Genomic DNA, 26,184 nt, shown 5'->3' with positions numbered 1-26,184 from the left:
CGGGTGCGTCAACACCGCAGGCACCCCTGCGCACGAGGGGTGCCGGGGTGGGCGCGGACCAGGTGCCGAGCGTCCCGCTCCGGCCCCTCCGGCTCGCCCGTGCTTCCCGGGATCGCATACTGGAAGGCAAGGGGCCGCCTACCGGTCCGCGTCCCGCCGACACCTGGGAGCACCCGCATGGACAGCGCGGGAGACCCCGCCCCGCCCCCGCCGGGCGGAGTCCTGTGGAGCCTCGCCGGCGACATCCGGGGCCTGCTCATGCTGCCCGCGGCCCTCACCCTCCAGGTCGCCCACCCGGCCGTCGGCGCCGGAGTCGACGACCACTCCGTGTTCCGCACCGACCCGTGGGGGCGCGGCGAGCGGTCCCTGCGCTCGCTCCAGCTCTGGGTGTACGGGGGAGAGGCGGCCGCGGAGGAGGGGCGCAGGCTCAGAAAGCTGCACCGCACCATCCAGGGCACCGACACCAGGGGCCGCCGGTACCATGCGCTGACGCCCGCGAACTACGCGTGGGTCCACGCCACGGGGTTTCCCGTCTACCAGCACGCCTCGCGCTACCTGGTCCGCCCGCTCACACAGGCGCAGGAGCGCGCCCTGTACCGCGAGTGGCTCCAGGTCGGCCGCATCCTCGGGCTCAGGGACGAGGACATGCCCGCGACGATCGAGGCGTTCTGGCCCTATTACCGGACCATGCTGGCCGACGAGGTGGAGGCCACCACCGTCGTGCGGGAGCTGGTGGCCGCGGATGCCCGCGTACCGCCCCCCGACCGGGGGCCGCTCGTCCTGCGGCTCGCACTGCGAGCCGCGTGGCCGCTCCTGCTGCCGCCCCTGGCCGTGTTCCGCCGCTTCATCACCGTCGGACTGATGCCGCCCGACGCCCGCGAGGCCATCGGGCTCGACTGGACTCCCCGGCAGGAGCGGCGGCTGCGGCGGTTCGGGGCGGTGGTCCGGGCGATCGTTCCGCTGCTCCCGGAGCGGCTGCGCTATCTGCCGCGGGCCCGCTCCGCCCGCGCCGCGTGGCGGGCCGGGCGAGCGCGGCAGGGGCAGGGAGACGTCAGGCCGACGCCCGGCGGATCAGCTCCGTAGGGGTGACCACGGACTCGGGCCATGTCCCGGTGTCACTGTTCAGCCGCTCCATCAGAAGACGCACCATCAGCCGGCCCATGCCCTCGACGTCCTGACGGATCGTGGTCAGCGGCGGTTCGGTGGCGACGGCGACCGACGTCATGTCGTCGAAGCCGACCACCGCCACGTCCTCCGGCACGCGTACGCCCCGTTCGCGCAGCACGCGCAAGGCGCCCGAGGCCATCAGGTCGTTGGACACGAAGACCGCGTCCAGATCGGGGTGGGCGTCCAGCAGGCCCGCCATCGCCCGGGCCCCGCCTTCGACGGTGAAGTCGCCGTCCGTGATCAGCTCCGTCCCCGCGTCCGGAAGGACATCGTGGTAACCGTCGATCCGGTCGAGGGCCGAGGTCTGGTCACGTGGCCCGGCGATGTGCGCGATGCGCCGTCTGCCGAGCGAGACCAGATGGCGCACGGCCTCGCGTGCGCCGCCGCGGTTGTCGCAGTCGACGTACGGCACCTGGGGTGTGTCCTCGGCGCCCTCCGCGGGGTGCTCGGGACGGCCCCCGTACACCGTGGGGACCCGGAACCGCCTGATGATCGAGGGCAGTTCGTCGTCGGTGTGCAGGGAGAAGGCGAGCACGCCGTCCACGTGCCCGCCGGCCAGATAGCGGGTGACGCGGTCGAAGTCGCCGCTGCCCTCGACCAGCAGCAGGACCAGCTGCGCGTCGTGCGCGTTGAGCTCCCGGCTGATGCCCCGTATCTGGCGGGAGAAGAACGGGTCGGAGAAGACGCGGAACTCGGGTTCGTCGATGATCACCGCGACGGCGCCGTTGCGCCGGGTGACGAGCGTCCGCGCCGCGTGGTTCGGGATGTAGCCGAGTTCGTCGACCGCCTTGCGCACCTGGTCCACCAGGGGCTGGCGCACGCCCGCACCCCCGTTGACGACCCGGGACGCCGTCGCCCGGGACACCCCGGCGCGGGCCGCCACCGCTTCCAGGGTGGGTCGTGCGTCACGCTGCGGTTCAGGGATCGGGTCGGGCAAGGGTTGCTCCTCGTACACGCGTGCCCCGGCGGGGAACGGCTGGAACCGGCGGGTTCGGCACGGACGCTCCAGCCTATCCGCCCCGCCGGACGAGCCCGCGCCGGAGACCGTCGGACCGTTCGGGCTCACCCGGCTCACACGGTCTCGCGCGGTCCTACGGGAGCACTCACACGGTCACAGGTGAACGGCCGCGCGTGAACCGCTCGGCGGTCCCCGTGGATGCGCACCGAGTGTGGTACTGCCTACGGAGAGCGAAATATTCGCATTGCCTGAAAGGTGCCATTTGTGTCACACGACGAGCAGAGAAGGGGTGGGCGAGGGGAGTATCTGCCGGTCACGGCCGAACTGCCCACCGATCCGCACCACGGACGCCGCGCATCGACCGACCGATGGGTGTTCGGCGTCTCCGCGGTCCTCACCGTCGCATTCGTGATCTGGGGCTCCACGGCCACCGACTCGCTGACGGACGTGTCGGACAGTCTGCTCACGGGGCTGATCCACAACGGCGGCTGGGCCTTCATCCTGGCCGCCTCCGGATTCGTGATCTTCGCCCTCTGGCTCGCGATCAGTCGCTACGGGCGGATCTCGCTCGGTCAGGACGGGGAGGAACCCGAGTTCCGCACGGTCTCCTGGGTGGCGATGATGTTCAGCGCCGGCATGGGTATCGGCCTGATGTTCTACGGGGTGAGCGAGCCGCTGGCCCACTTCGTCAATCCACCCCCCGGCACGCACCCCGCCGACGCCGCCGAGGCGGAGCAGACGGCGATGGCGACCACCCTCTTCCACTGGACGCTCCACCCCTGGGCGATCTACGCGGTCGTCGGCCTGGCCATCGCGTACAGCGCCTACCGCCGCCACCGCCGCCAGACCATCAGCGCCGTGTTCATCCCGCTCATCGGTGAGCGGCACTCCCACGGGGTCGTCGGCCGGATCATCGACATCCTCGCGATCTTCGCGACCCTCTTCGGCTCCGCCGCCTCGCTGGGCCTCGGGGCGCTGCAGATCGGCAGCGGTTTCCAGGAACTCGACTGGTTGGAGAAGACCGGGACCGGGCTGCTCGTCGTGATCATCGCGGTCCTCACGGCAGCCTTCGTCGCATCGGCCGTCTCCGGTGTGGAGAAGGGCATCCAGTGGCTCTCCAACATCAACATGGTGCTCGCGCTGATCCTGGTGGTCTTCGTCTTCGTCGTCGGTCCCACCATCATCATCCTGGACCTGCTGCCCACCTCGATCGCGGCGTACTTCGGCGACCTCGCCCAGCTCGTCGGCCGGACCGAGGCGACCGGAGAGGGGGAGGTCGCCGACTGGCTCGCCAGCTGGACGGTCTTCTACTGGGCCTGGTGGATCTCCTGGACGCCCTTCGTCGGGATGTTCATCGCCAGGATCAGCCGCGGCCGCACGATCCGGCAGTTCGTCGGCGGCGTGATCCTGGTCCCCAGCACCGTCAGCCTGATCTGGTTCGCCGTGTTCGGCGGCTCGGCGATCCAACTGCAGCGGGACGGACAGCTCAAGGGCATCGGCGACACCCCGGAGGCCCAGCTCTTCGGCGTCCTGCACGAATACCCGATCGCCACCGTCATGAGCATCCTGGTGATGGTCCTGGTCGGCATCTTCTTCGTCTCCGGTGCCGACGCCGCGTCCATCGTGATGGGCACGCTCTCCCAGAAGGGCGTCCTGGAGCCCGCCAAGTGGGTGGTCATCTTCTGGGGCGTCGTGACCGGCGCCGTCGCGGCGGTCATGCTGCTCATCGGCGACGGGCAGGGGGACGCCCTGGCAGGGCTGCAGAACCTGACCATCCTGGTGGCGGCGCCCTTCACCATCGTGATGATCGGGATGTGCGTCGCGCTCATGAGGGACCTGCGCCAGGACCCGATGATCGTCCGCAGGGAGTTCGGTGTGGAGGCGGTCGAGTCGGCGGTCATCGAGGGCCACGCCAAGTACGACGGCGACTTCGAGATCCGCATCGGCCCCGGGTCCGAGGTCACCAGCGACGAACGCCGGAGGCCCGAACCGCCGGCGTGACCGGGCGGGGCGGCGCGGGGCTCCCGTGACGCCACTTGCTCCGAGGCGGGCGGGCCGAGGCTCAGGGCACCAGCCGGGCCGTGGCCCGGGCGCACCCCCGGGCCACGGTCACGCCCGCGCCACCGTGACCGTAGTTGTGCACCAGCAGCCCGCCGCCCGCCAGTTCCTCCGCCTCGATCCGCACCCCGGCGTCCCTGGCCGGCCGCAACCCCACGCGGTGCCCGATCACACGTGCCCCGGCTATCTCGGGCCGCACCCGCGCGCAGCGCGCCACGATCTCCCCGGCCGTGACCGGGTCGGGATCCGTCCCCTCCTCGCCGGTCTCCGCGGTTCCGCCCAGTACCAGGCGGCCCGGCTGCGGGAAGAAGTACGTCGTCGCACTCGACGCCGGATCCGCCCGGGTGAACCACTCGTCGATGCCGGGGTTCTCCACCACGAGCTGGCCGCGGACCGGGTGCACCCCCGGATCCGGGACGAGCTCCCGGGCACCGAGCCCGGCACAGTTCACCACCACGGGCGCCTCGGAAGCGGCTTCGGTGAAGCCGCCCACCGTGCGCCGTTCGACCACACCCCCGGCCGAGGCCAGCCGTTCCTCCAGCCGGCGCAGATGGACGGGCATGTCGATCAGCGGGAGGGTCACCCTCAGTCCCTGAGGCACCTCGGCGACCCCGACCAGACCGCGCGCCCACGCCCCCAGCGCCGACAGCCGCTCGCCGCCGTGCACCCCGGCGACCATCCGCACGCCGGTCTCCCCGGGGGACGCCGACAGTTCCTCGTACACCCGCAGGGTCTCCAGCGACCACCTGCCGACCAGCTCCTCGGGTTCGATCCGGTACGGCCACCACAAGGCACCCGCCACCGCCGAGGTGGTGGCCGAGGACGCGTCCCGCGACCAGACCCGCACCCGCAGCCCCCGCTCCGCCAGCAGCAGGGCCGTGGTCAGACCGCTGCCCCCGCCGCCCACCACGATCACGTCCGCCACCGTGCCCACCCCGTCTCCGCCCCACCCGCGCCCGCCGGGGCCCGGGCAGGCCATGGTCGCACCCGCGGTCCAGCCGGGAGAACGGCCTCCCGGGTTGGTTAGGATCGTCAGCCTGATGACTGCCACTCTCGTCGCCAAGGAACTCGCCGCCGGGCACGGCGACCGCACGCTCTTCGCCGGACTCGACCTCGTGGTCGCGCCCGGCGACGTGATCGGTCTCGTCGGAGCCAACGGCGCGGGCAAATCCTCACTGCTCCGTCTGCTCGCCGGACTCGACCGGCCGGAGGAGGGGGAGCTGCGGCTCTCGCCGCCCTCCGCCACCGTCGGCCACCTCCCGCAGGAGCCCGAACGCCGTGCGGGAGAGTCCGTACGGGAGTTCCTGGCCCGCCGGACCGGGGTCGCTGACGCCCAGACCGCCATGGACGCGGCGACGCAGGCCCTCGTCGACGGGGCACCGGGCGCCGACGACGCGTACTCCGAGACGCTGGAGCGCTGGCTCGCACTCGGCGGCGCGGACCTGGACGAGCGCGCCGAGGAGGTAGCCGCCGAACTCGGCCTGACCGTCGGCCTCGACCTCCCGATGACGGCGCTCTCGGGCGGGCAGGCGGCCCGCGCGGGCCTCGCCTCGCTGCTCCTCTCGCGCTACGACGTCTTCCTGCTCGACGAACCCACCAACGACCTGGACCTCGACGGTCTGGAACGCCTGGAGCGCTTCGTCTCCGGACTCCGTGCGGGCACGGTCGTCGTCAGCCACGACCGCGAATTCCTGATGCGGACGGTCACCAAGGTCCTGGAACTCGATCTCGCCCAGCAGCAGATCAACCTCTACGGCGGCGGCTACGCGTCCTATCTGGAGGAGCGCGAGCGCGCCCGCACCCATGCCCGCGAGGAGTTCGAGGAGTACGCGGACAAGCGCTCCGCGCTCGAAGGCCGTGCCCAGATGCAGCGGGGGTGGATGGACAAGGGCGTCAAGAACGCCCGCCGCAAGGCGACCGACAACGACAAGATCGGCCGCAAGTTCCGCAGCGAGGCCAGCGAGAAGCAGGCCGCGAAGGCCAAGCAGACCCAGCGCATGATCGAGCGTCTCGACGTCGTCGAGGAGCCGCGCAAGGAGTGGGATCTGCGGATGGAGATCGCCTCGGCTCCGCGCTCCGGCTCCGTGGTCGCCACCCTCCGCGACGCCGAGGTGGTACGCGGTGGCTTCTCCTTCGGTCCGGCCACCCTGCAGATCGACTGGGCGGACCGGGTCGCCATCACGGGTGCCAACGGCGCCGGGAAGTCCACGCTGCTGGCGGCCCTCCTGGGGCGCCTCCCGCTCGACGCGGGCCACGCCACGCTCGGCTCGGGTGTCGTGGTGGGCGAGGTCGACCAGGCGCGCAAGCTCTTCCACGGCACGGAGAGCCTGCTGGACGCCTTCTGCGCGGCAGTCCCCGACACCGAGCCGGCCGAGGTGCGCACCCTGCTGGCGAAGTTCGGTCTGCGCGCCGCCCATGTGCTGCGCCCCGCGACCACGCTCTCGCCCGGCGAACGCACCCGCGCCGGCCTGGCGCTCCTGCAAGGCAGGGGGGTCAACCTGCTGGTCCTGGACGAGCCGACGAACCACCTGGACCTGCCGGCGATCGAACAGCTGGAGTCGGCCCTGGAGTCGTACACGGGCACGCTGTTGCTGGTCACGCACGACCGGCGGATGCTGGAGGCCGTCCGTACGACCCGCCGTGTCGAGGTGGCCGACGGCAAGGTCACCGAGGCCGTCTGACGGACGACGGCCTGCCCGCCCCGGAGCCGGGGCGGGCAGCCTGCTCGCGGGGCCTCAGCGCCTGGACCCGCCCTTGTCGGACCCGCCCGTCAGTCCCGCGCGCCGCAAGGCGTCGGCCATCGCACTGTTGGCCGGTGCCGCGGCGGGCCGTGCGGCGCCTCCGCTGCCGCCGCCCCGCCGGTCCCGACGCTGACCGGCGCCACCCTGACGGTTCTCCTGGCCTTGGCCCTGACCCTGGCCCTGCCGCTGTCGCGGCGGGCGCTCGCCGCCGCCCTGACCGTTCCGCTCGCCGCGTTCGCGCTTCGAGCCCTGTCCGCCGCCCTGTCCGGCCGATGCCTCGTCGTCGAGCCTCAGCGACAGGGAGACACGCTTGCGCGGGATGTCGACGTCCATGACCTTCACCCGCACGATGTCGCCCGGCTTCACGACGTCCCTGGGCTCCTTGACGAACGTGCGCGACATCGCCGACACGTGCACGAGACCGTCCTGGTGCACACCGATGTCGACGAACGCGCCGAACGCGGCGACGTTCGTGACGACCCCCTCCAGCACCATTCCCGGGGCCAGGTCGGCGAGCTTCTCGACACCCTCCTTGAAGGTGGCCGTCCTGAACGCCGGCCGCGGGTCGCGGCCGGGCTTCTCCAGTTCCTTCAGGATGTCCGTGACCGTGGGAAGACCGAACTTCTCGTCGACGAAGTCGTCCGGCCGCAGCGAGCGCAGCGTGTCCGTGTTGCCGATCAGCGAGGCGACGTCCCCACCCGTCCGCTTCACCATCGTCCGCACCACGGGGTACGCCTCGGGGTGCACGCTCGACCCGTCCAGCGGGTCGTCACCGCCCCGGATACGGAGGAAGCCCGCGCACTGTTCGTAGGCCTTCGGGCCCAGCCGCGCCACGTCCTTGAGCGCCCGGCGGGAGCGGAAGGGGCCGTTCGTGTCGCGGTGCGCCACGATGTTCTCGGCCAGTCCGGAACCGATGCCCGACACCCGGGAAAGCAGCGGTGCCGAAGCAGTGTTGACGTCGACGCCCACACCGTTCACACAGTCCTCGACCACGGCGTCCAGGGAACGCGAGAGTTTCACCTCGGACAGGTCGTGCTGGTACTGCCCGACGCCGATCGACTTCGGGTCGATCTTGACGAGCTCGGCCAGCGGGTCCTGCAGCCGACGGGCGATGGACACCGCACCACGCAACGACACGTCCATGTCGGGGAGTTCCTGCGAGGCGAAGGCCGACGCCGAGTAGACCGAGGCGCCGGCCTCCGACACCATCACCTTGGTGAGCTTCAACTCGGGGTGCTTGTCGCACAGTTCTCCGGCGAGTTTGTCCGTCTCGCGGGACGCCGTGCCGTTCCCGATCGCGATCAGGTCGACCTGGTGCTCCTTCGCGAGGCGTTCCAGCGTGGCGAGCGACTGGTCCCACTTGTTCGCCGGCACGTGCGGGTGGATGACGTCCGTCGCGACGACCTTGCCGGTGGCGTCCACCACGGCCACCTTCACGCCCGTCCGGAACCCGGGGTCGAGCCCCAGGGTCGCCCGGGTGCCGGCCGGCGCGGCGAGCAGCAGGTCACGCAGGTTGGACGCGAAGACCCGTACGGCCTCGTCCTCCGCCTCCGTGCGCAGCCGCAGCCGCATGTCGATCCCGAGGTGTACGAGGATCCGGGTGCGCCAGGCCCAGCGCACGGCGTCGCCGAGCCACTTGTCGCCGGGGCGGCCGCGGTCCGCGACGCCGAAACGGCGGGCGATCATGTTCTCGTACGACGACGGCCCGGGCTCCTCCGACGGTTCCTCCGGTTCGAGGACCAGGTCGAGCACGTCCTCCTTCTCGCCCCTGAGCATGGCGAGGACCCGGTGCGAGGGCAGCGCGGTGAACGGTTCGCTGAAGTCGAAGTAGTCCGCGAACTTCGCGCCCGCCTCCTCCTTGCCGTCCCGCACCTTCGCGACCATCCTGCCCCGCGCCCACATGCGCTCGCGCAGCTCGCCGGTCAGGTCTGCGTCCTCCGAGAAACGCTCGGCCAGGATCGCGCGCGCCCCCTCCAGGGCCGCCGCGGGGTCGGCCACGCCCTTGTCCGCGTCGACATACGCCGCCGCCGCGACGAGCGGGTCCACGGACGGGTCGGTGAGCAGCCCGGTGGCCAGGGGCTCCAGGCCGGCCTCGCGAGCGATCTGCGCCTTGGTCCTGCGCTTCGGCTTGAACGGCAGGTAGATGTCCTCGAGCCGCGCCTTGGTGTCGGCCGCACGGATCCGCGCTTCGAGCGCCTCGTCGAGCCTGCCCTGCTCGCGCACGGACTCGAGGACGGCCGCGCGGCGGTCCTCCAGCTCCCGCAGGTACCGCAACCGCTCCTCGAGCGTGCGCAGTTGCGCGTCGTCGAGCATCTCGGTCGCTTCCTTGCGGTAGCGCGCGATGAACGGCACGGTCGACCCGCTGTCGAGCAAGTCGACGGCTGCCTTCACCTGACGCTCGCGTACGCCGAGTTCCTCGGCGATCCTGCCTTCGATGGACGTCGTCACGGTTCTACCGACTCGCCTTCTCGTACTGGCTGTGCCACTGGGGTGCTCCACACTCCCGTGGGCACCTTCGCCTGCATTGTGCCGGGTCGTCGGGTGCCGTGTCGCGTGACCTCGTCGATCACGGCCCGCCCGTCACGGCGGACGGGCCGGTCGGGCGCGGCGGCCCCGCTTCCGCGTGACGCGCCGTGGCGGGGGCCTGTTCCGTACGCCGGTGAGGTCAGCCCCGGCCGACGAGGTCGTCCGGGAACGCGCCGGCGGAGGCCGCGGTGAACAGGAACCCGCGCCCCAGTTCGGTGAGTCGCGCCACGCCGTCGGCGCCCAGGTGCTCGTACGGCGCCGCGTCCATCCGGTCCGTCGCCTCCTCCAGTTCGGCCCTGAGCGCGGTACCCGCGTCGGTCAGGTCGCCTTCGGCGTCCAGGACACCGCGGCTGCGCAGCCGCTCGACCGCCCCGTCCCAGTCCGTGCGCCGCCATCCGCGCGTGGCGAGGATCCAGCGGGGTGCCATGCCCTTGCCGGTGGCGGTGTGGCTGACCAGGGCCTCCAGCGGGTCGAGGCCGGCGGAGAGGAGGGCGGCCAGATGCCCGTCACCGCGGTGCTCGCGCAGCAGCGTCGCCGCGTGCCAGTACGCCAGGTGCGGCTCGTCCGGGACCGCGAGATCGGCCTGCGCGGCGTACAGCGGGCGGGCGTGGCGGGTGCAGGCCTCAGCGGCGCGCAGTGCCAGCCGGGCTGCCTCCGCCATCTCCGCGGAGGCGACGACCTCCTCGCCGAGCACCCGGCGGAGCGTCGAGTCGGCGGCCCTCAGCCGTGCGTCGAGCGCGGCCCCGGGGGTGATCTCCGACCAGACGGCGGGCAGATGCCGGGCCACGAGTTCGTGGCTGAAGTTGTAGAAGGTGGAGGTCACGGTGCCCGCTCCGACCGCGCCCAGGGCCGCGCCGCGCGCGGCGAAGTAGACGGCTCGCGGGTCCTCGACGCCGAGCTCACCGAACTCCTTGCCGAGGTCGGGGGAGAAGTAGACGCACGAGTGCATCGGGTTGAGGGCGTTGTGGCAGCGGCGTCCGGCGCGCGGGGGGAGAGTGGTCATGCCCGCACGTTACCGACTGGTTGGTACGTCCGGTAGCCCCGGGGGTCACGAGGGCCGGACGACACCGGTGCTCGGCACGATCGCGGGCGACGACCACGCCAGGTCCGTCCAGCTGCTGGCCGGGTACGGCCCCCGGCCGCCCTACGACTCGGGCTCCCCGCACACGGCTCCGGCGGCCCTGGGCGAGGAGTGGCGTGCGAAGAGCAGGTTCATCCTGTCGTGGCCCCGGCCTCCGGCTGCCCGGTGGTCCACGTGAAGCGGGGAGTGCGGCGCTCCAGGAAGGCGGAGACCCCCTCGGCGGTGTCACCGCTGTCCTGCGCCTGCGAGGACCAGTAGGCGTCCCGGTCCGCGCGGCCGTCGGCGAACTCCTTCGCTGCCGCCTGCGTCAGCTGAGAGCGCGCGGCCAGGACCCGCGCGAACGCCCGGACCCGGTCGTCCAGCCCGCCCGCAGGCGTGACCTCGTCGACCAGGCCCGTCCGCAGGGCCCGCTCCGTGCCGATGAGCTCCCCGGAGAACAGCAGGTACTTGGCGGTGGAGGGGCCCACCAGTGACACCAGCCGGCGGGTGGAGGACGACGGGTAGACGATCCCCAGTTTGGCGGGGGTGATGCCGAAGGACGCGCCCTCCTCGGCGAACCGCAGGTCGCACGCGGCCGCGAGCTGGCTGCCGCCGCCCACGCAGTAGCCGCGCACGGCGGCCAGCGTCGGCCGGGGGAAGGCGGCGAGAGCGTCCTCGGCCCGGACGGCGAGTGCCTGCGGTCGCCCGCCGGGAGCCCGGAGGGACGCGATGTCCGCTCCCGCGCAGAACGTGTCGCCGGCTCCGGTGAGCACGAGGACGCGCACGGCGGAGTCGCCGGCCAGTTCCTGGAGGAGCACCGGCAGCGCCTGCCACATGTCCGAGGTCATCGCGTTGCGCTTGGCGGGGTTGCTGATGACGACGGTGGCCACGCCGTCCACGACGGTGTGCTCCAGCCGCGGCTCCGTGGGCGCCGGCCGTTCCGTGAGGTCCATGCGCCGGATGCTATCCGCAGCGGTCGAACGTGTGATCAAGCCGGCCGCTGCTCATCGGCTGCCTCGTCGCCCTGGGCGGCCGACGCGTCGTCAGTACGGTGACGGAGCAGATGGTGCCCGAAGAGGACGAGAAGTAGTCCAATCACCTGACGCTGTCATACCCAATCGATCAAATTGGTTCTGTAAGTGACCACTTACGGTCAGTGCTGCGGTCCGGACCATGCTGTTCCCGACACTCATTACTCGATGGTCAGTGAGATGCGAGTCGAGAGCGGGTGCCGGTCTATGGAGAGCCGCGGGAGTGTTCCGGCCCATCCGGTGTCGTACGAGGGGGTATGGCGCTTCACCGCCCCCGCCGTGGACGCCTCGGTGCCCCAGGCCCGGCACGCGGTGCGTGACCTGCTGAACCGGCAGGGGGTACCGGTCGAGGACGAGATCCTCCAGGGCCTGCTGCTCATCGTCTCGGAACTCGTCACGAACGCGGTCCGGCACGCGGCCCTGCTCTCGCCCGAGCTCGCCGTCGAGGTGGCCATCGGCGCGGAGTGGATCCGGGTGTCCGTCGAGGACAACCATCCCTACCGCCCCACGGCCCTCGTCACCGACTACGGGCAGACGGGCGGCCGGGGCCTGCTGCTGGTGCGCGAGATCACCGCCGAGGCGGGTGGCACCTGCGACGTGGAGCACACCGCCGGCGGCGGCAAGATCATCTGGGCGGCGCTGCCCCTCACGACGCAGCTCTGACCGCCCCGGCACCCCCGAGCCCGCGTCACCAGCCCGCGGACGTGCCCGTCAGCTCCCGGATCGCGGGCCGCGCGGCGTCCAGCACGGTCATGAACCACGCCGAGAACGGCGCGGCCTCGTGCCGCTCCGCCAGCTCGGTCGCGCTCACGAAGGCCGTCTCGCCGACCTCCTCGGCGTCCGGCCGCAGCTCCTCCTGCGCCAGCCCGACGAACAGGTGGTTGAACTCCTGCTCGACCAGGCCCGACACGGGATCGGGGTGGTTGTAGCGCACGGTGCCCGCGGTCGCGAGCAGCGAGGGCGAGATGCCCAGCTCCTCGTACGTACGCCTGGCGGCGGCCGCGAACGGTGCCTCCCCGGGGTACGGATGTCCGCAGCAGGTGTTCGACCAGACGCCGGGGGAGTGGTACTTGCCGAGGGCCCGGCGCTGCAGCAGCAGCCGCCCCTGCTCGTCGAAGAGGAAGACGGAGAACGCCCGGTGCAGCTGACCGGGGGCCTGATGGGCAGCGAGCTTCTCCGCGGTGCCGATGGTGGTGCCGCTCTCGTCGACCAGTTCGAGCATGATCGTGTCTGCTGTGCCGTTCGACGCGCTGTGCGCCGCGGTGGCTGGTGTGGTCGGCATACCCATCCTTCGCTTTGGTTCCCGGCCTCGTGCGCCGGACCCCTCGAGTGCGGTCAAGTCTGCCGTACAAAAGCCGCTTGTCCGCGCTTCGGGGGCTGGCATGTCCGTTCCGCCACCCACCCCCGGGGCGGCGGAACGGACATGGCCTCAGACGCCGAAGGCTTCCGGATAATGGATCGTGCCCACCGGGACCTGCGCGGAATCGTCGAGCACCAACGCCATGAACGCCTCGTCGGGCACGTCGAAGCCCGGCACGATCCCGAACCGCGAGGCCGGCACGAAGCCGAAGGCCGGGTAGTACTCGGGATGACCGAGTACCAGAACGAGTGACTCGCCCCCCATCCTCGCCGCGTCCAGCGCCGCACGCACGACCGCGCGGCCCGCACCCCGGCGCTGGTGGTCCGGTGCCGTCGACACCGGTGCCAGCGCGAGAGCGGGCACGTCCCCGACCGTGCACCGGGTCAGCAGCGCGTGGGCCGCGACGGAACCGTCCGGGGCCTCGGCCACGTACGAGAGACCGGGCAGCCACGCGCCCGGATCGGCACGCAGCGCGTCGACCAGACCGGCCTCGGCGGGCGTGGGGAAGGCGGCCGCGACGACGGCGCGCACCGCGTCATGGTCCGCCGGCACCTCCGGACGGGTCCGCCAGCGGGGATCGTGAGGTTGCAGCACATAGCCCGCGTAGCCGTACTCCGTGCCGTGCCGGACACGCACCGCGAGCTCCTCGCGGGTGGCCTCCAGCGCCCCGGCCATGCCCGGGGCCGAGGGATCGGCCGTGGCGACCCGCTCGGCCAGCGGGACGTAGTACTCGTCCCAGTCGCTGTCGGGCTGAACCAGCACTCCGAGTACATGACAGCCCGCCGCCACGGCGGCCGCCGTGTTCCCCGCGACGGGGCGGAGTGAGGCCTGCGGGTCCCAGAAGGCGCGGGCACCCGCCGACGGGGAGCCCGTGGTCCAGACGCACTCGGTGATCACCAAGGAGCCACCGGGCGCCAGGAACCGCTGCCAGTCCCTCACCGCGGTGTCGAAGCCGACGATGTAGGCGGAACCCTCCGCCCAGACCAGGTCGAAGGAACCGTCGGCGAAACGGGGCCCGTCGAGGCCGGCCATGTCGGCCCTGACGGTACCGACGCGGTCGCCGAGACCGCGGGCCCGTGCGGCCTCGGTGAGCTCGTCGAGGAACGGCTGGTGCAGATCGACCGCCGTCACCCGCGCACCCGCCTCGGCGGCGAGCAGCAGAGCAGCCCTGCCCGGGCCGCAGCCCAGGTCCAGGACGCGGGGGCGCGGCGGCAGCGGGCCCGCGAGCGCGAGGAGCCGCCGGGTCGTGGCATCGGATCCCGGGCTCTGCCGGGGCAGCCGGTCATGAAGTGCGAAGAAGGCGTCGTGCATGGGGTCGGTCAACGTCGGAACCCTTGTGTGAGAGGGCCCCGGCCGACACGGGCCGGCGTCAGCCGAGCGGTCGGCCGGTCACCCGGAAGATGAGGAAGGACCGGTTGCTGCGCGGTGCAGCCGTCGTCGTGACGGTCATCGACCTCAGCTCCTTCACTCTTCACGGGCTCCGGACCCGGAGACACGACGCAGACCCTAGCACCGCGACCGGCAGGGGTTCAGTGGCAGAGCCGAGCCTCGTGCTCCGCGTGCCCGCTGGGCTCCAGCTGGAAGGTGCAGTGCTCGACGTCGAAGTGATGTCCGAGGCAGCCCTGCAGGTCGTGCAGCACCTTCTCGTGCCCTATCGAGTCGAGCATCTCCTGGTGCACGACCACATGGGCGGAGACGACGGGCATCCCCGAGGTGATCGTCCAGGCGTGCAGGTCGTGAACGTCCAGGACGCCGGGCAGCGCCGTGATGTGGGCGCGCACCTTCTCCATGTCGACCCCCTTGGGAGCCGACTCCAGCAGCACGTCGAGGGTCTCCCGGAGCAGTCTGACCGTACGGGGGACGATCATCAGCCCGATCAGGAGCGAGGCGATGGGGTCGGCGGCCTGCCAGCCGGTGGCGATGATGACGCCCGCCGCCACGAGCACGGTCACGGAACCGAGGGTGTCGGCGACGACCTCCAGATAGGCACCGCGCACGTTCAGGCTGTCCCGCTGCCCGCGCATGAGCAGGGAAAGCGAGACCACGTTCGCGAGCAGACCCACGGCGGCGAACGCGATGGCCAGACCGCCCCTCGTCTCCGCCGGTGTCATGAAGCGGTCGACTGCCTCGAAGACGAGGTAGCCGCCGACACCCAGCAGGAGCAGGCAGTTCGCGAGGGCGGCGAGGATCTCGGCGCGTGCGTAGCCGAAGGTGCGGTTCGGGCCGGCGGGCTTGTTGGCGAAGTGGATGGCCAGGAGGGCCATGCCGAGGCCCAGGGCGTCGGTCGCCATGTGGGCCGCGTCCGCGATCAGCGCCAGCGAGTCCGCGAGCAGCCCGCCGACGATCTCCATGACCATGACGCCGAGCGTGATGCCCAGGGCCACCCGGAGCCGGCCCCGGTACGCAGCGGCGGCCGTCCCGGTCGGGGCCGGTCCGCCGTGCGCATGCCCGTGGTCGTGGCCTGCCCCCATGAGAACGCCTCCGTACACCCGTCGTGTCCATCGGACAGCTCGGACGCACCTCGCCCGATGCGGCCAGTGAACTACGGGGTCGGGGTACGGGGCAACACGGGACTGAACACCGTTGTCATGTGTTCTGACCTGCGGAAACGTCCGCAGGTCAGAGCGCCGGGCGCAACGTGGGCGCTACTTCGCGGCGCGGGCCCCGGGGTGGAGGAGGCACCAGCCCTCCCAGGCCGACTCCACCATCTCGCGCATCCCCCGCCGGGCCGTCCAGCCCAGTTCCTCCGTCATCCGGGCGGCCGACGCGACGGCCATGGCGGCGTCCCCCGGCCTGCGCGCCTCGACCACGGGCTCCGCGGGCAGACCGGTGACCTCCACCACCAGCTCGGCCAGCCGGCGCACCGAGACGCCCTCGCCCCGGCCGATGTTCACGGTGAGGTCCCCGCCGGCCGCGTCCCGGTCGAGCCGCTTGGCGACGGCCAGATGCGCCTCGGCCAGATCGGCGACGTGGATGTAGTCACGCACGCAGGTGCCGTCCGGCGTCGGGTAGTCGTCACCGAAGATCCGGGGCGCCTCGCCCCTCGTCAGCCGGTCGAAGAACATGGGGACGACGTTGAAGACGCCGGTGTCGGCAAGCTCGGGCTCGCCCGCCCCGGCCACGTTGAAGTACCGCAGGCAGGCCGTCGAGATGCCGTGCGCCCGCCCCGTGGCCCGGACGAGCCACTCCCCGGCGAGTTTGGTCTCGCCGTAGGGGTTGATCGGTGCGCAGGGGGTGTCCTCGGTGATGAGGGCGGTGTCCGGGACGCCGTACACCGCCGCCGACGACGAGAAGAGGAAGCGCCCCACACCCGCGGCGACCACGGCCTCCAGGAGCACCGACAGCCCCGTGACGTTCTCCCGGTAGTACATCAGCGGCTTCTCGACGGACTCGCCGACCTGCTTCTTCGCCGCGAGATGCACCACACCGGTGACCGCGTGCTCGGCCAGCACCCGGTCGACCACCTCGCGGTCGGACGCCGAGCCGCGCACCAGCGTGATGTCCCCGGGCAGCCGGGCGTCGATCCCGGTCGAGATGTCGTCGAGGACGACGACTCGCTCTCCGGCCTCCTTCATGGCTTTCGCCACGTGTGCCCCGATGTATCCGGCTCCGCCTGTGATCAACCACGTCATACGCGTCAGCTTAGGCGCTGTCCGGACGCGGTTTGTGGGGCGAGCCGTTGATCGACGATGATGATCGCGAACGGCTCCGCATCATGGCCGGATCGCCCGAACGGAGCACAAACGGCCGGTGAAATCGGTCTTCCGTTCATCCGATAGCCTCAGCCGACGTGCCGCCGGCCCACCTCGGGGCCGCACTGTCGCGCGCCGTCCCCAGTGCCAAGGAGTGAGTTCGTCTGTCGACCGCCATCCTCACCGGTGCGCCGGTACCCGGGTCGTCGCTCGAGGACGATCTGAGGTCACTCGGCTTCGAGGTGACTGCCGCCGCCGACGCCTCCGAGGCCGCCGCGCTGCTCGCCGCAGTCCCCGCCAACAGACGCGTCGCGCTCGTTGACCCGCGTTTCGTCGGCCATGTCCACGCCCTCAGGCTCGGACTCACCGACCCCAGGTTCCCCGTCGCCGCGATCCCCGGAGCGCTCACCGCACGGCCCGAGGCGCGCGCCGCGGCACTGCGGGCCCTGCACCGGTCCGTGACGCCCGTAGGGGTGGGCAGCCCCGCCCTGCCCGACGGCGCCGGAACCGACGGTGCCGCGACCCCCGCCGAGGACCGCACGGTCCCCGGCCGCCTGGCAGCCGCGCTGGCCGCCGAGGGCGCCGAGGTGAAGCGCCCCGAACTGGGCTCGCTCATCGCCGCGGTGCCCACCGGCCCCGAGGACCGCAGCAGCGCGCAGGCCGCGGTGGACGCGGTCGACGACGAGGCCGTACGGCTGCGCAGCGCGGTGAAGGCCCACGACGGCTTCTTCACCACCTACTTCATCAGCCCCTACTCGCGCTACATCGCCCGCTGGTGCGCCCGCCGGGGCCTCACCCCCAACCAGGTCACCACCGCTTCCCTGATCACGGCGCTCATCGCGGCCGGCAGCGCGGCGACCGGCACCCGGGGCGGTTACGTCGCGGCCGGGGTGCTCCTGCTCCTCTCCTTCGTCCTGGACTGCACGGACGGGCAGCTCGCCCGGTACTCCCTGCAGTACTCGACGATGGGGGCATGGCTCGACGCCACCTTTGACCGGGCCAAGGAGTACGCGTACTACGCGGGCCTCGCCCTGGGCGCCGCCCGCGGTGGCGACGACGTGTGGGTGCTGGCGCTCGGCGCGATGGTGCTCCAGGCGTGCCGCCATGTCGTCGACTTCTCGTTCAACGAGGCCAATCACGACGCCGTGTCCAACACCAGCCCGACCGCCGCGCTCTCCGACAGGCTGGACAGCGTCGGCTGGACGGTCTGGCTGCGCCGGATGATAGTGCTGCCCATCGGCGAACGATGGGCCATGATCGCCGTGCTGACCGCCGTGACCACGCCCCGCATCGTGTTCTACGCCTTGCTGATCGGCTGCGCGCTGGCCGCCTGCTACACCACGGCGGGCCGGCTCCTGCGTTCGCTGACCCGCAAGGCGCAGCGCACCGACCGCGCCGCCGGGGCGCTGGCCGACCTCGCCGACTCGGGGCCGCTCGCGCAGGGCGTGGCCGCTGTGCTCCGGCGCCCGCGCGGCGGCTTCACCGCCCCGCTGCTGGCGTTCGCCGGAGCCCTGGCCGTGGTCGCCGCCGCCCTCTTCGCCCCCTTCGGCGGCCCGCTGACCGTGGGTGCCGCGGGGGTCTACGCGATCCTCTCGGGCCTCGCGGTCTCCCGGCCGCTCAAGGGCGCGCTCGACTGGCTCGTACCCCCGGTCTTCCGGGCAGCCGAGTACTGCACCGTCCTCGTGCTGGCCGCCCGCAGCGACGTGCCGCACGCCGTTCCCGCGGCATTCGGCCTGGTTTCGGCGGTCGCCTACCATCACTACGACACGGTGTACCGCATTCGGGGCGGCACCGGCGCACCGCCCCGGTGGCTGGTGCGCACCATCGGCGGGCACGAGGGCCGGACCCTGGTCGTGGCCGTGCTCGCCGCCCTGCTGACCAGCGGTTCAGGTTTCACCACGGCGCTCACCGTGTTCGCGGTCGCCGTGGCCCTGGTGGTGCTCGTGGAATCCATCCGCTTCTGGGTGTCCTCCTCGGCCCCCGCCGTACACGACGAAGGAGAACTCGCATGATCGGCCTCGTACTGGCTGCCGGCGCCGGACGCCGTCTGCGTCCGTACACGGACACGCTGCCGAAGGCCCTGGTGCCTGTGGACGGTGAGAAGACGGTCCTCGACCTCACGCTGGCCAACTTCGCCGAGGTCGGGCTGACCGAGGTCGCGATCGTGGTGGGCTACCGCAAGGAGGCCGTCTACGCCCGCAAGGCCGAGTTCGAGGCGACGTACGGCGTGAAGCTGACGCTGATCGACAACGACAAGGCCGAGGAGTGGAACAACGCCTACTCCCTGTGGTGCGCGCGTGAGGTCCTGAAGCAGGGCGTCATCCTGGCCAACGGCGACACCGTGCACCCCGTCTCCGTCGAGAAGACCCTCCTGGAGGCCCGCGGCAAGGGCCAGAAGATCGTCCTCGCGCTCGACACGGTGAAGAACCTCGCCGACGAGGAGATGAAGGTCATCACCGACGGCGAGAAGGGTGTGCGCCGCATCACCAAGCTGATGGACCCGGCCACCGCGACCGGCGAGTACATCGGCGTGACGCTCATCGAGCCCGAGGCCGCCGAGGAACTCGCCGACGCACTGAAGGCGACCTTCGAGCGCGACCCCGACCTGTACTACGAGGACGGCTACCAGGAGCTCGTGAACCGCGGCTTCACGGTCGACGTCGCCCCCATCGGCGAGGTGACGTGGGTCGAGATCGACAACCACGACGACCTGGCCAGGGGCAGGGAGATCGCGTGCCGGTACTGACCCGCCTCATCCCGTCCCCCGTCGTCGTCGACATCCGGCGCGGCGCCATGGACGACCTGGCCGGTCTCCTCGCCGACCAGCGGATCTCCGCATCGGGCAAGCTCGCCATCGCGATCAGCGAGGGGTCCGGGCGCGCCCTGCGCGAGAGGCTCGCCCCGGTGCTGCCGGGGGCCGACTGGTACCCCGTCACCGACGGCACGATCGATTCCGCCGTGCGGCTCGCCGACGGCATCAAGGGCAACCGCTACGACGCGCTCGTCGGCCTCGGCGGCGGCAAGATCATCGACGTGGCGAAGTACGCCGCGGCGCGCGTGGGCATGCCCATGGTCGCCGTCGCGACGAACCTCTCCCACGACGGCCTCTGCTCCCCGGTCGCCACCCTGGACAACGACAACGGTCGGGGCTCCTACGGCGTCCCGACCCCGATCGCCGTCGTCATCGACCTCGACGTGATCCGTGAGGCCCCCGAACGCTTCGTGCGCTCCGGCATCGGGGACGCGGTCTCCAACATCTCCTGCGTCGCCGACTGGGAGCTCGCCCACGAGGTACAGGGCGAGGAGATCGACGGTCTCGCGGCGGCCATGGCCCGGCAGGCGGGCGAGGCCGTGCTCCGCCACCCCGGCGGGGTCGGCGACGACGCCTTCCTCAAGGTGCTGGCGGAGGGCCTCGTCCTGACGGGCATCTCGATGTCGGTCGCCGGTGACTCCCGGCCCGCGTCGGGCGGCTGCCACGAGATCAACCACGCCTTCGACCTGCTGTACCCGAAGCGTGCCGCCAGCCACGGCGAGCAGGTCGGCCTCGGCGCCTGCTTCGCGATGCACCTGAGGGGTGCCCGCGAGGAGTCGCGGCACATGGCGTCCGTCCTGCGTCGCCACGGGCTGCCCGTGCTGTCCGAGGAGATCGGTTTCACCGCCGACGAGTTCGTGCGGGCCGTCGAGTACGCGCCGCAGACGCGTCCGGGCCGCTTCACGATCCTGGAACACCTCAACCTGTCCACCGACCAGATCAGGGACGCGTACGCCGACTATGCAAAAGCCATCCATAGCTGAACTCCGCCCCGTCGTTCACCCTCCGGGCGTGAAGGACCGGCGCAGTGGCGAGCACTGGGCTGGTCGGCTCTACATGCGCGAGGTCTCGCTGCGCATCACCCGGCAGCTGGTGACGACCAAGGTCACGCCGAACCAGCTGACCTACGTGATGACCGTCGCCGGTGTGCTCGCGGCGCCCGCCCTGCTGCTCCCCGGCATCCCCGGAGCCCTGCTCGGCGTGCTCGCGGTCCAGCTCTACCTGCTGTTCGACTGCGTCGACGGCGAGGTCGCCCGCTGGAAGAAGCAGTACTCGCTGGGCGGGGTCTACCTGGACCGCGTGGCCGCGTATCTGTGTGACGCGGCGGTGCTGGTCGGCTTCGGCCTGCGCGCCGCCGACCTGTGGGGTCCCGGGCGCATCGACTGGCTGTGGGCCTTCCTGGGCACGCTCGCCGCGCTCGGCGCCATCCTGATCAAGGCCGAGACCGACCTCGTCGGTGTCGCCCGTCACCAGGGCGGCCTGCCGCCCGTCAAGGAAGCCGCGTCCGAACCGCGCTCCTCCGGCATGGCACTCGCCCGGCGGGCCGCCGGCGCGCTCAAGTTCCACCGGCTGATCCTCGGCATCGAGGCGTCGTTCGTCATCCTGGTCGCGGCCGTCCTCGACACGGTCAGGGACGACCTCTACTTCAGCCGTCTCGCGGTCGCGGTCATGGCGGGCATCGCCCTGCTCCAGACCGTCCTGCACCTGGTGTCGATCCTGGCGTCCAGCAGGCTGAAGTGAGCTCTCCCATGAAACTCGGCGCGGTCATCATCACCATGGGCAACCGCCCCGAGGAACTGCGTGCCCTTCTCGATTCGGTCGCCAAGCAGGACGGCGACCGGATCGAGGTGGTCGTCGTCGGGAACGGCGCCCCGGTCCCGGACGTGCCCCCGGGCGTGCGCACCGTCGAGCTGCCCGAGAACGTGGGCATCCCCGGCGGCCGTAACGTCGGCATCGAAGCCTTCGGGCCGTCCGGGGCCGACGTGGACGCGCTTCTCTTCCTCGACGACGACGGGCTGCTGCCGAACACGGACACCGCCGAGCTCTGCCGGCAGGCGTTCGAGGCGGACCCGAAGCTCGGAGTCGTCACCTTCCGCATCGCGGACCCGGACACCGGCGTCACCCAGCGGCGGCACGTGCCGAGGCTGCGCGCGTCGGACCCCATGCGTTCGTCCCGGGTCACGACCTTCCTGGGGGGCGCGAACGCCGTGCGCAGCCAGGTGATCGCGGAGGCGGGCCCGCTGCCCGGCGAATTCTTCTACGCCCACGAGGAGACCGACCTCGCCTGGCGTGCCCTGGACGCCGGCTGGATGATCGAGTACCGCGCCGACATGGTCCTCAACCACCCCACCACCGCGCCGTCGCGGCACGCGGTCTACCACCGCATGGTGGCCCGCAACCGGGTATGGCTGGCCCGCCGCAACCTGCCCGCGCCGCTCGTCCCCGTCTACACGGGCGTCTGGCTGCTTCTCACTCTTGTGCGCAAGCCCTCACTGCCTGCTCTGCGCGCATGGTTCGGTGGTTTCCGGGAAGGGTGGACGACGCCCTGCGGACCCCGGCGGCCCATGAAGTGGCGTACGGTGTGGCGGCTGACGAGACTGGGCCGCCCACCGGTGATCTGAGAGGCTCTTCCTCTGAGAGCATGAGCCGTATTCATTCGTACGGGGACCCTGTCCGCCTCGGCCGCGCCTGGCTGCGCATTGTGAAGACGAGAGTTCTTAACTGTGAGTGACACGACCCATGACGGCGGGATTGCGCTGAGCAGCCCACCGTCCGCCGACGCGGGACTCAGTCCGTCCCAGTTGGCCGAAAAATACGGCCTGACGGTGAGCGGCGCCCGGCCCGGGCTGTTCGCGTACGTACGTCAGCTCTGGGGCCGCCGGCATTTCATCCTGGCGTTCTCGCGGGCCAAGCTGACGGCGCAGTACAGCCAGGCCAAGCTCGGCCAGCTGTGGCAGGTGGCGACACCGCTGCTGAACGCGCTGGTCTACTTCCTGATCTTCGGGCTCATTCTCGGCACGTCGAAGGGAATGCCCCAGGAGGTCTTCATCCCGTTCCTGGTGACGGGTGTCTTCGTCTTCACCTTCACGCAGAGTTCGGTGATGGCCGGAGTGCGCTCCATCGCGGGCAACCTCGGCCTCGTCCGGGCGCTGCATTTCCCCCGGGCGTCGCTGCCCATCTCGTTCTCGCTCCAGCAGCTGCAGCAGCTGCTGTACTCGATGATCGTGCTGATCGCCGTGGCCGTGGCGTTCGGCAGCTATCCCAGTCTCTCCTGGCTGCTGGTCGTACCGGCTCTCGCCCTGCAGTTCTTCTTCAACACCGGCCTGGCGCTGATCATGGCCCGGCTGGGCAGCAAGACCCCCGACCTCGCCCAGCTGATGCCGTTCGTCATGCGTACCTGGATGTACGCCTCGGGCGTCATGTTCTCCATCCCCGTACAGCTCGCGGGCAAGCCGGCCTGGATCGCCGACGTGCTCCAGTACAACCCGGCGGCCATCTACATGGACCTGGTGCGCTTCGCGATGATCGACGGATACGGCTCGGAGAACCTGCCGCAGCACGTCTGGGTGGTCGGACTCGTCTGGTCGCTCCTGGTGGGCGGCGTGGGCTTCGTGTACTTCTGGAAGGCAGAGGAACGGTACGGCCGTGGCTGAGGAATCGTCCCAGGGGCACATCCCGACCGTGATCGCGGACGACGTGCACATCGTCTACCGCGTCAACGGCACGAGCGGCGGCAAGGGGAGCGCGACCGCCGCGCTGAGCCGCATGATGCGCCGCGGCAAGGGGGAACCGCGCGGTGTGCGCAAGGTCCACGCGGTGCGCGGTGTGTCCTTCACCGCCTACCGCGGTCAGGCCATCGGGCTCATCGGCACCAACGGCTCGGGCAAGTCCACGCTGCTGCGTGCCATCGCGGGCCTGCTCCCGACCGAGCACGGCAAGGTCTACACGGACGGCCAGCCGTCGCTGCTCGGTGTCAACGCGGCGCTGATGAGCGATCTCACCGGTGAGCGCAACGTCGTCCTCGGCGGTCTCGCGATGGGGATGAGCCGTGAGGAGATCCGCAGCCGGTACCAGGACATCGTGGACTTCTCCGGGATCAACGAGAAGGGCGACTTCATCACGCTGCCGATGAGGACGTACTCCTCCGGCATGGCGGCGCGGCTGCGCTTCTCGATCGCGGCCGCCAAGAACCACGACGTCCTCATGATCGACGAGGCGCTGGCCACCGGTGACCGCAAGTTCCGGGTGCGGTCCGAGGAGCGGATCCGCGAGCTGCGCAAGGAGGCGGGCACCGTCTTCCTGGTCAGCCACAACAACAAGACGATCCGGGACACGTGTGACCGGGTGCTGTGGCTGGAGAGAGGCGAGCTCCTGATGGACGGCCCGACCGAAGAGGTCCTCAAGGCCTACGAGCGGGAGACCGGCAAGTAGCCGTGGCGTGCGCGTGGCCCCCGCCGGGAGCATTCCGGCGGGGGCCACGCGCTGTGCCCCCACGGACATGTGCGGGCGCGAGGCGGGACCCGGGGTGATCTCCTCCCGGCGGATGACGTCAATCACCGCGCATCCGGGGAACGTTGGCGGCGGACGAAGTGTTGTATCAGGGCGCGCTGCACCCCGGCGCGGCCCTGTGAGCTGTACAACGTAAGCTGTACCGGTGCTGATTCGCGGCAATGTGGGGCGATACGCCCCCCGGCACATCACCCGTAGCGCGCATGTCGCACTCGGGAGGACTAACGGCGTGTCCGAAAAGGGATGTTTTGGGTCAGCAGTGTAGAACGGGAGATATGACGGCAACGATGGAAAATCTCCAGCTCCGACGGGGTTTCGCCGTCCCCGCGTCGGGTGGTACGCAGTGACCGGTACCCAGGAGGCGCGCGCCGATGCCGCCACGACCGGAACGCTCGCCAAGGCCGCGGACGAGAACTTCCCCGTGGCCCCCTTCTTCCTGCCGCGCGCCTGGCGCGACGACCTCATGGCGGTCTACGGATTCGCCCGCCTCGTCGACGACATCGGGGACGGCGATCTGCCGCCCGGCGGAGCCGACGCCCGCCTGCTCGGTCTGGAGTCCGGACAGCAAGCGGACCGGCCGGCCATGCTGGACGCCCTCGAAGCCGACCTGAACCGCGTCTTCGCGAGCGTCGGCGACGGCCCCCGCCACCCCCTGATGCGCGCCCTGCGTCCCACGGTGCGGCGCTGCGCGCTCACCCCCGAGCCCTTCCTCGGCCTCGTCGAAGCCAACCGGCAGGACCAGAAGATCCGCCGCTACGGGACCTACGGCGAGCTCCTCGCCTACTGCGAGCTCTCCGCCAACCCGGTCGGGCGGCTCGTCCTGCAGATCACCGGCACCGCGAGCCCCGAACGGATCCGCCGCTCCGACGCCGTCTGCACCGCACTGCAGATCGCCGAGCACCTCCAGGACGTCGCCGAGGACCTCGGTCGCGACCGCGTCTATCTGCCCGCCGAGGACATGGCCCGCTTCCACGTCGGTGAGTCCGAGCTGGCCGCCCCCTCCGCGGGCGCGGCGGTGCGTTCCCTGGTCGCCTTCGAGGCCGAGCGAGCCGGTCACCTGCTGGACGAGGGCATCCCCCTCGTGGCCGGCGTCCACGGCAGGCTCCGGCTGCTGCTCGCCGGATTCGTCGGCGGTGGACGCGCCGCGCTCGGTGCCGTCTCGGCCGCCGGTTTCGACGTACTGCCCGGACCGCCCAAGCCCACCGCGCCGAGGTTGCTGCGCGAGGTGGGAGCCGTCCTGCGAAGAGCGCACAGAGAGGGGTGAGCCGGACCGTGGAGGGACAGACGACGTACATGTCGGCACCGGTACAGGCCGCATACAGCTACTGCGAGGCCGTCACCGGACAGCAGGCCCGTAATTTCGCGTACGGCATCCGGCTGCTGCCGTACGAGAAGCGGCAGGCCATGTCGGCGCTGTACGCCTTCTCCCGTCGGGTCGACGACATCGGCGACGGCGAGCTGGATCCGGAGACCAAGCGCGTCCGGCTGGAAGGCACCCGCGAACTGCTCGACCGGATCCGTGACAAGGCGGTCGACGAGGACGACACCGACCCCGTCGCGGTGGCGCTCGCCGACGCCGCACGGCGCTTCCCGCTGCCGCTCGACGGCCTCGACGAGCTCATCGACGGCGTGCTCATGGACGTGCGCGGTGCGACCTACGAGACCTGGGACGACCTGAAGACGTACTGCCGGTGTGTCGCGGGTGCCATCGGCCGACTCAGCCTCGGTGTGTTCGGTACCGAGGAGGGCGCACCCGGCGCCGAGCGCGCGGCGGAGTACGCCGACACCCTCGGCCTCGCGCTCCAGCTCACCAACATCCTGCGCGACGTGCGCGAGGACGCCGGGAACGGGCGCACCTACCTGCCCGCCGACGACCTCGCCAAATTCGGCTGCTCCGCCGGATTCCACCGGGCCACACCGCCCCCCGGATCCGACTTCGCCGGACTGGTCCACTTCGAGGTCCGGCGCGCCCGGGCGCTCTTCGCGGAGGGCTACCGGCTGCTGCCGATGCTGGACCGGCGCAGCGGTGCCTGCGTGGCGGCGATGGCGGGCATCTACCGCCGCCTCCTCGACCGGATCGAGCGCGACCCGGAGGCCGTCCTGCGCGGCAGGGTCTCGCTCCCGGGCCACGAGAAGGCCTACGTCGCCGTGCGCGGCCTGTCGGGCCTCGACGCGCGCTACATCTCGCGCCGCACGACCAGGGGGCGCACCTGATGGCACATCCTGCGCGATACGCCGGCGCCGCGCGCGCAACCCGGCAGGGTTGCGGC

The 26,184-nt window shown here is 71.4% G+C and carries 23 protein-coding genes; 14 read left to right on the top strand and 9 right to left on the bottom strand.

The genetic code is table 11. The features are described 5' to 3' along the window. Nucleotides 1–177 precede the first annotated feature (177 nt). Nucleotides 178–1,083 carry an oxygenase MpaB family protein gene (locus tag OG206_RS04395; RefSeq protein ID WP_327112366.1) on the top strand — a complete coding sequence of 302 codons (906 nt, stop codon included), beginning with the start codon at nucleotides 178–180 and terminating at the stop codon, nucleotides 1,081–1,083. Here the strand turns inward: OG206_RS04395 and OG206_RS04390 are convergent. Beyond that, nucleotides 1,052–2,104, bottom strand: coding sequence for a LacI family DNA-binding transcriptional regulator (locus OG206_RS04390; RefSeq protein ID WP_327112364.1), 1,053 nt, complete (start codon nucleotides 2,102–2,104; stop codon nucleotides 1,052–1,054). The two genes, OG206_RS04395 and OG206_RS04390, sit on opposite strands and share 32 nt — an antisense overlap. 285 nt (nucleotides 2,105–2,389) lie before the next feature. On the opposite strand from OG206_RS04390, the gene OG206_RS04385 reads away from it, so the two are divergent. Continuing rightward, on the top strand, nucleotides 2,390–4,126 hold the full coding sequence (locus OG206_RS04385; protein WP_327112361.1) for a BCCT family transporter: 1,737 nt from the start codon (nucleotides 2,390–2,392) through the stop codon (nucleotides 4,124–4,126). Between the two features lie 61 nt (nucleotides 4,127–4,187). Here the strand turns inward: OG206_RS04385 and OG206_RS04380 are convergent, their stop codons facing one another. Further along, entirely contained in the window at nucleotides 4,188–5,117 is a 930-nt protein-coding gene (locus OG206_RS04380; protein WP_327112359.1) for an FAD-dependent oxidoreductase, read from the bottom strand. A gap of 106 nt (nucleotides 5,118–5,223) precedes the next feature. Here OG206_RS04380 and OG206_RS04375 point away from each other — a divergent pair, with 106 nt between their 5' ends. Beyond that, nucleotides 5,224–6,864, top strand: a complete 1,641-nt coding sequence (locus OG206_RS04375; protein ID WP_327112356.1) for an ABC-F family ATP-binding cassette domain-containing protein — start codon at nucleotides 5,224–5,226, stop codon at nucleotides 6,862–6,864. Between the two features lie 54 nt (nucleotides 6,865–6,918). Here the strand turns inward: OG206_RS04375 and OG206_RS04370 are convergent, their stop codons facing one another. Both OG206_RS04370 and OG206_RS04365 read right to left on the bottom strand, forming a co-directional pair. After that, a complete protein-coding gene (locus OG206_RS04370; protein ID WP_327112354.1) occupies nucleotides 6,919–9,372 on the bottom strand; it encodes a Tex family protein in 2,454 nt (817 codons plus the stop codon). Nucleotides 9,373–9,589: 217 nt separating this feature from the next. Then, nucleotides 9,590–10,453 carry an SCO6745 family protein gene (locus tag OG206_RS04365; RefSeq protein ID WP_327112352.1) on the bottom strand — a complete coding sequence of 288 codons (864 nt, stop codon included), beginning with the start codon at nucleotides 10,451–10,453 and terminating at the stop codon, nucleotides 9,590–9,592. On the opposite strand from OG206_RS04365, the gene OG206_RS04360 reads away from it, so the two are divergent. Then, complete coding sequence (locus tag OG206_RS04360; RefSeq protein WP_442805798.1) at nucleotides 10,452–10,709, top strand: hypothetical protein; 258 nt, start codon at nucleotides 10,452–10,454, stop codon at nucleotides 10,707–10,709. The two genes, OG206_RS04365 and OG206_RS04360, sit on opposite strands and share 2 nt — an antisense overlap. On the opposite strand, the gene OG206_RS04355 is transcribed toward OG206_RS04360, so the two are convergent. Beyond that, on the bottom strand, nucleotides 10,663–11,463 hold the full coding sequence (locus OG206_RS04355) for an enoyl-CoA hydratase/isomerase family protein (protein ID WP_327112350.1): 801 nt from the start codon (nucleotides 11,461–11,463) through the stop codon (nucleotides 10,663–10,665). The two genes, OG206_RS04360 and OG206_RS04355, sit on opposite strands and share 47 nt — an antisense overlap. 285 nt (nucleotides 11,464–11,748) lie before the next feature. Between OG206_RS04355 and OG206_RS04350 the strand changes: the two genes are divergently transcribed. Continuing rightward, nucleotides 11,749–12,204 (top strand): ATP-binding protein, encoded by a 456-nt coding sequence (locus OG206_RS04350; RefSeq protein WP_327112348.1) that lies wholly within the window; start codon nucleotides 11,749–11,751, stop codon nucleotides 12,202–12,204. Nucleotides 12,205–12,229: 25 nt separating this feature from the next. Here OG206_RS04350 and idi read toward each other — a convergent pair whose 3' ends face one another. The 4 genes from idi to galE all read right to left on the bottom strand — a co-directional run bounded on the left by idi (nucleotide 12,230) and on the right by galE (nucleotide 16,533). Further along, nucleotides 12,230–12,823, bottom strand: coding sequence for an isopentenyl-diphosphate Delta-isomerase (idi, locus tag OG206_RS04345; protein ID WP_327112346.1), 594 nt, complete (start codon nucleotides 12,821–12,823; stop codon nucleotides 12,230–12,232). 147 nt (nucleotides 12,824–12,970) lie between these two features. Beyond that, the gene (locus tag OG206_RS04340; RefSeq protein WP_327122180.1) at nucleotides 12,971–14,212 is read right to left on the bottom strand and encodes a bifunctional class I SAM-dependent methyltransferase/N-acetyltransferase; all 1,242 of its coding nucleotides are present in this window, start codon (nucleotides 14,210–14,212) and stop codon (nucleotides 12,971–12,973) included. 218 nt (nucleotides 14,213–14,430) lie between these two features. Beyond that, nucleotides 14,431–15,372: a cation diffusion facilitator family transporter gene (locus tag OG206_RS04335; protein ID WP_327112344.1), complete on the bottom strand. Its 942-nt coding sequence runs from the start codon at nucleotides 15,370–15,372 to the stop codon at nucleotides 14,431–14,433. Between the two features lie 174 nt (nucleotides 15,373–15,546). Beyond that, nucleotides 15,547–16,533 carry a UDP-glucose 4-epimerase GalE gene (gene galE, locus OG206_RS04330; protein ID WP_327112342.1) on the bottom strand — a complete coding sequence of 329 codons (987 nt, stop codon included), beginning with the start codon at nucleotides 16,531–16,533 and terminating at the stop codon, nucleotides 15,547–15,549. 302 nt (nucleotides 16,534–16,835) lie between these two features. On the opposite strand from galE, the gene OG206_RS04325 reads away from it, so the two are divergent. The 9 genes from OG206_RS04325 (at nucleotide 16,836) to hpnD (ending at nucleotide 26,128) form a co-directional block, all read left to right on the top strand. Then, complete coding sequence (locus tag OG206_RS04325; protein ID WP_327112340.1) at nucleotides 16,836–18,605, top strand: DUF5941 domain-containing protein; 1,770 nt, start codon at nucleotides 16,836–16,838, stop codon at nucleotides 18,603–18,605. After that, a complete protein-coding gene (locus OG206_RS04320; RefSeq protein ID WP_327112338.1) occupies nucleotides 18,602–19,339 on the top strand; it encodes a phosphocholine cytidylyltransferase family protein in 738 nt (245 codons plus the stop codon). The genes OG206_RS04325 and OG206_RS04320 overlap by 4 nt, the downstream gene beginning before the upstream one ends. Continuing rightward, on the top strand, nucleotides 19,327–20,388 hold the full coding sequence (locus tag OG206_RS04315; protein WP_327112336.1) for an iron-containing alcohol dehydrogenase family protein: 1,062 nt from the start codon (nucleotides 19,327–19,329) through the stop codon (nucleotides 20,386–20,388). The genes OG206_RS04320 and OG206_RS04315 overlap by 13 nt, the downstream gene beginning before the upstream one ends. Beyond that, on the top strand, nucleotides 20,366–21,145 hold the full coding sequence (locus tag OG206_RS04310) for a CDP-alcohol phosphatidyltransferase family protein (protein WP_327112334.1): 780 nt from the start codon (nucleotides 20,366–20,368) through the stop codon (nucleotides 21,143–21,145). The genes OG206_RS04315 and OG206_RS04310 overlap by 23 nt, the downstream gene beginning before the upstream one ends. An 8-nt stretch (nucleotides 21,146–21,153) precedes the next feature. Next, complete coding sequence (locus OG206_RS04305) at nucleotides 21,154–22,026, top strand: glycosyltransferase family 2 protein (RefSeq protein WP_327112332.1); 873 nt, start codon at nucleotides 21,154–21,156, stop codon at nucleotides 22,024–22,026. Between the two features lie 102 nt (nucleotides 22,027–22,128). Beyond that, nucleotides 22,129–23,058 carry an ABC transporter permease gene (locus OG206_RS04300; protein ID WP_327112330.1) on the top strand — a complete coding sequence of 310 codons (930 nt, stop codon included), beginning with the start codon at nucleotides 22,129–22,131 and terminating at the stop codon, nucleotides 23,056–23,058. Beyond that, nucleotides 23,051–23,836, top strand: a complete 786-nt coding sequence (locus OG206_RS04295) for an ABC transporter ATP-binding protein (RefSeq protein ID WP_327112328.1) — start codon at nucleotides 23,051–23,053, stop codon at nucleotides 23,834–23,836. Before OG206_RS04300 ends, OG206_RS04295 begins: the two co-directional genes overlap by 8 nt. Nucleotides 23,837–24,257: 421 nt before the next feature. Then, nucleotides 24,258–25,178 carry a squalene synthase HpnC gene (hpnC, locus tag OG206_RS04290; protein WP_327112325.1) on the top strand — a complete coding sequence of 307 codons (921 nt, stop codon included), beginning with the start codon at nucleotides 24,258–24,260 and terminating at the stop codon, nucleotides 25,176–25,178. Between the two features lie 29 nt (nucleotides 25,179–25,207). Further along, nucleotides 25,208–26,128, top strand: a complete 921-nt coding sequence (gene hpnD, locus OG206_RS04285; protein WP_327112323.1) for a presqualene diphosphate synthase HpnD — start codon at nucleotides 25,208–25,210, stop codon at nucleotides 26,126–26,128. The last annotated feature ends 56 nt before the right edge of the window (nucleotides 26,129–26,184 follow it).

This window comes from Streptomyces sp. NBC_01341, from assembly GCF_035946055.1.
Classification (GTDB): domain Bacteria; phylum Actinomycetota; class Actinomycetes; order Streptomycetales; family Streptomycetaceae; genus Streptomyces.
This window is presented reverse-complemented; position numbering and strand designations above follow the sequence as displayed.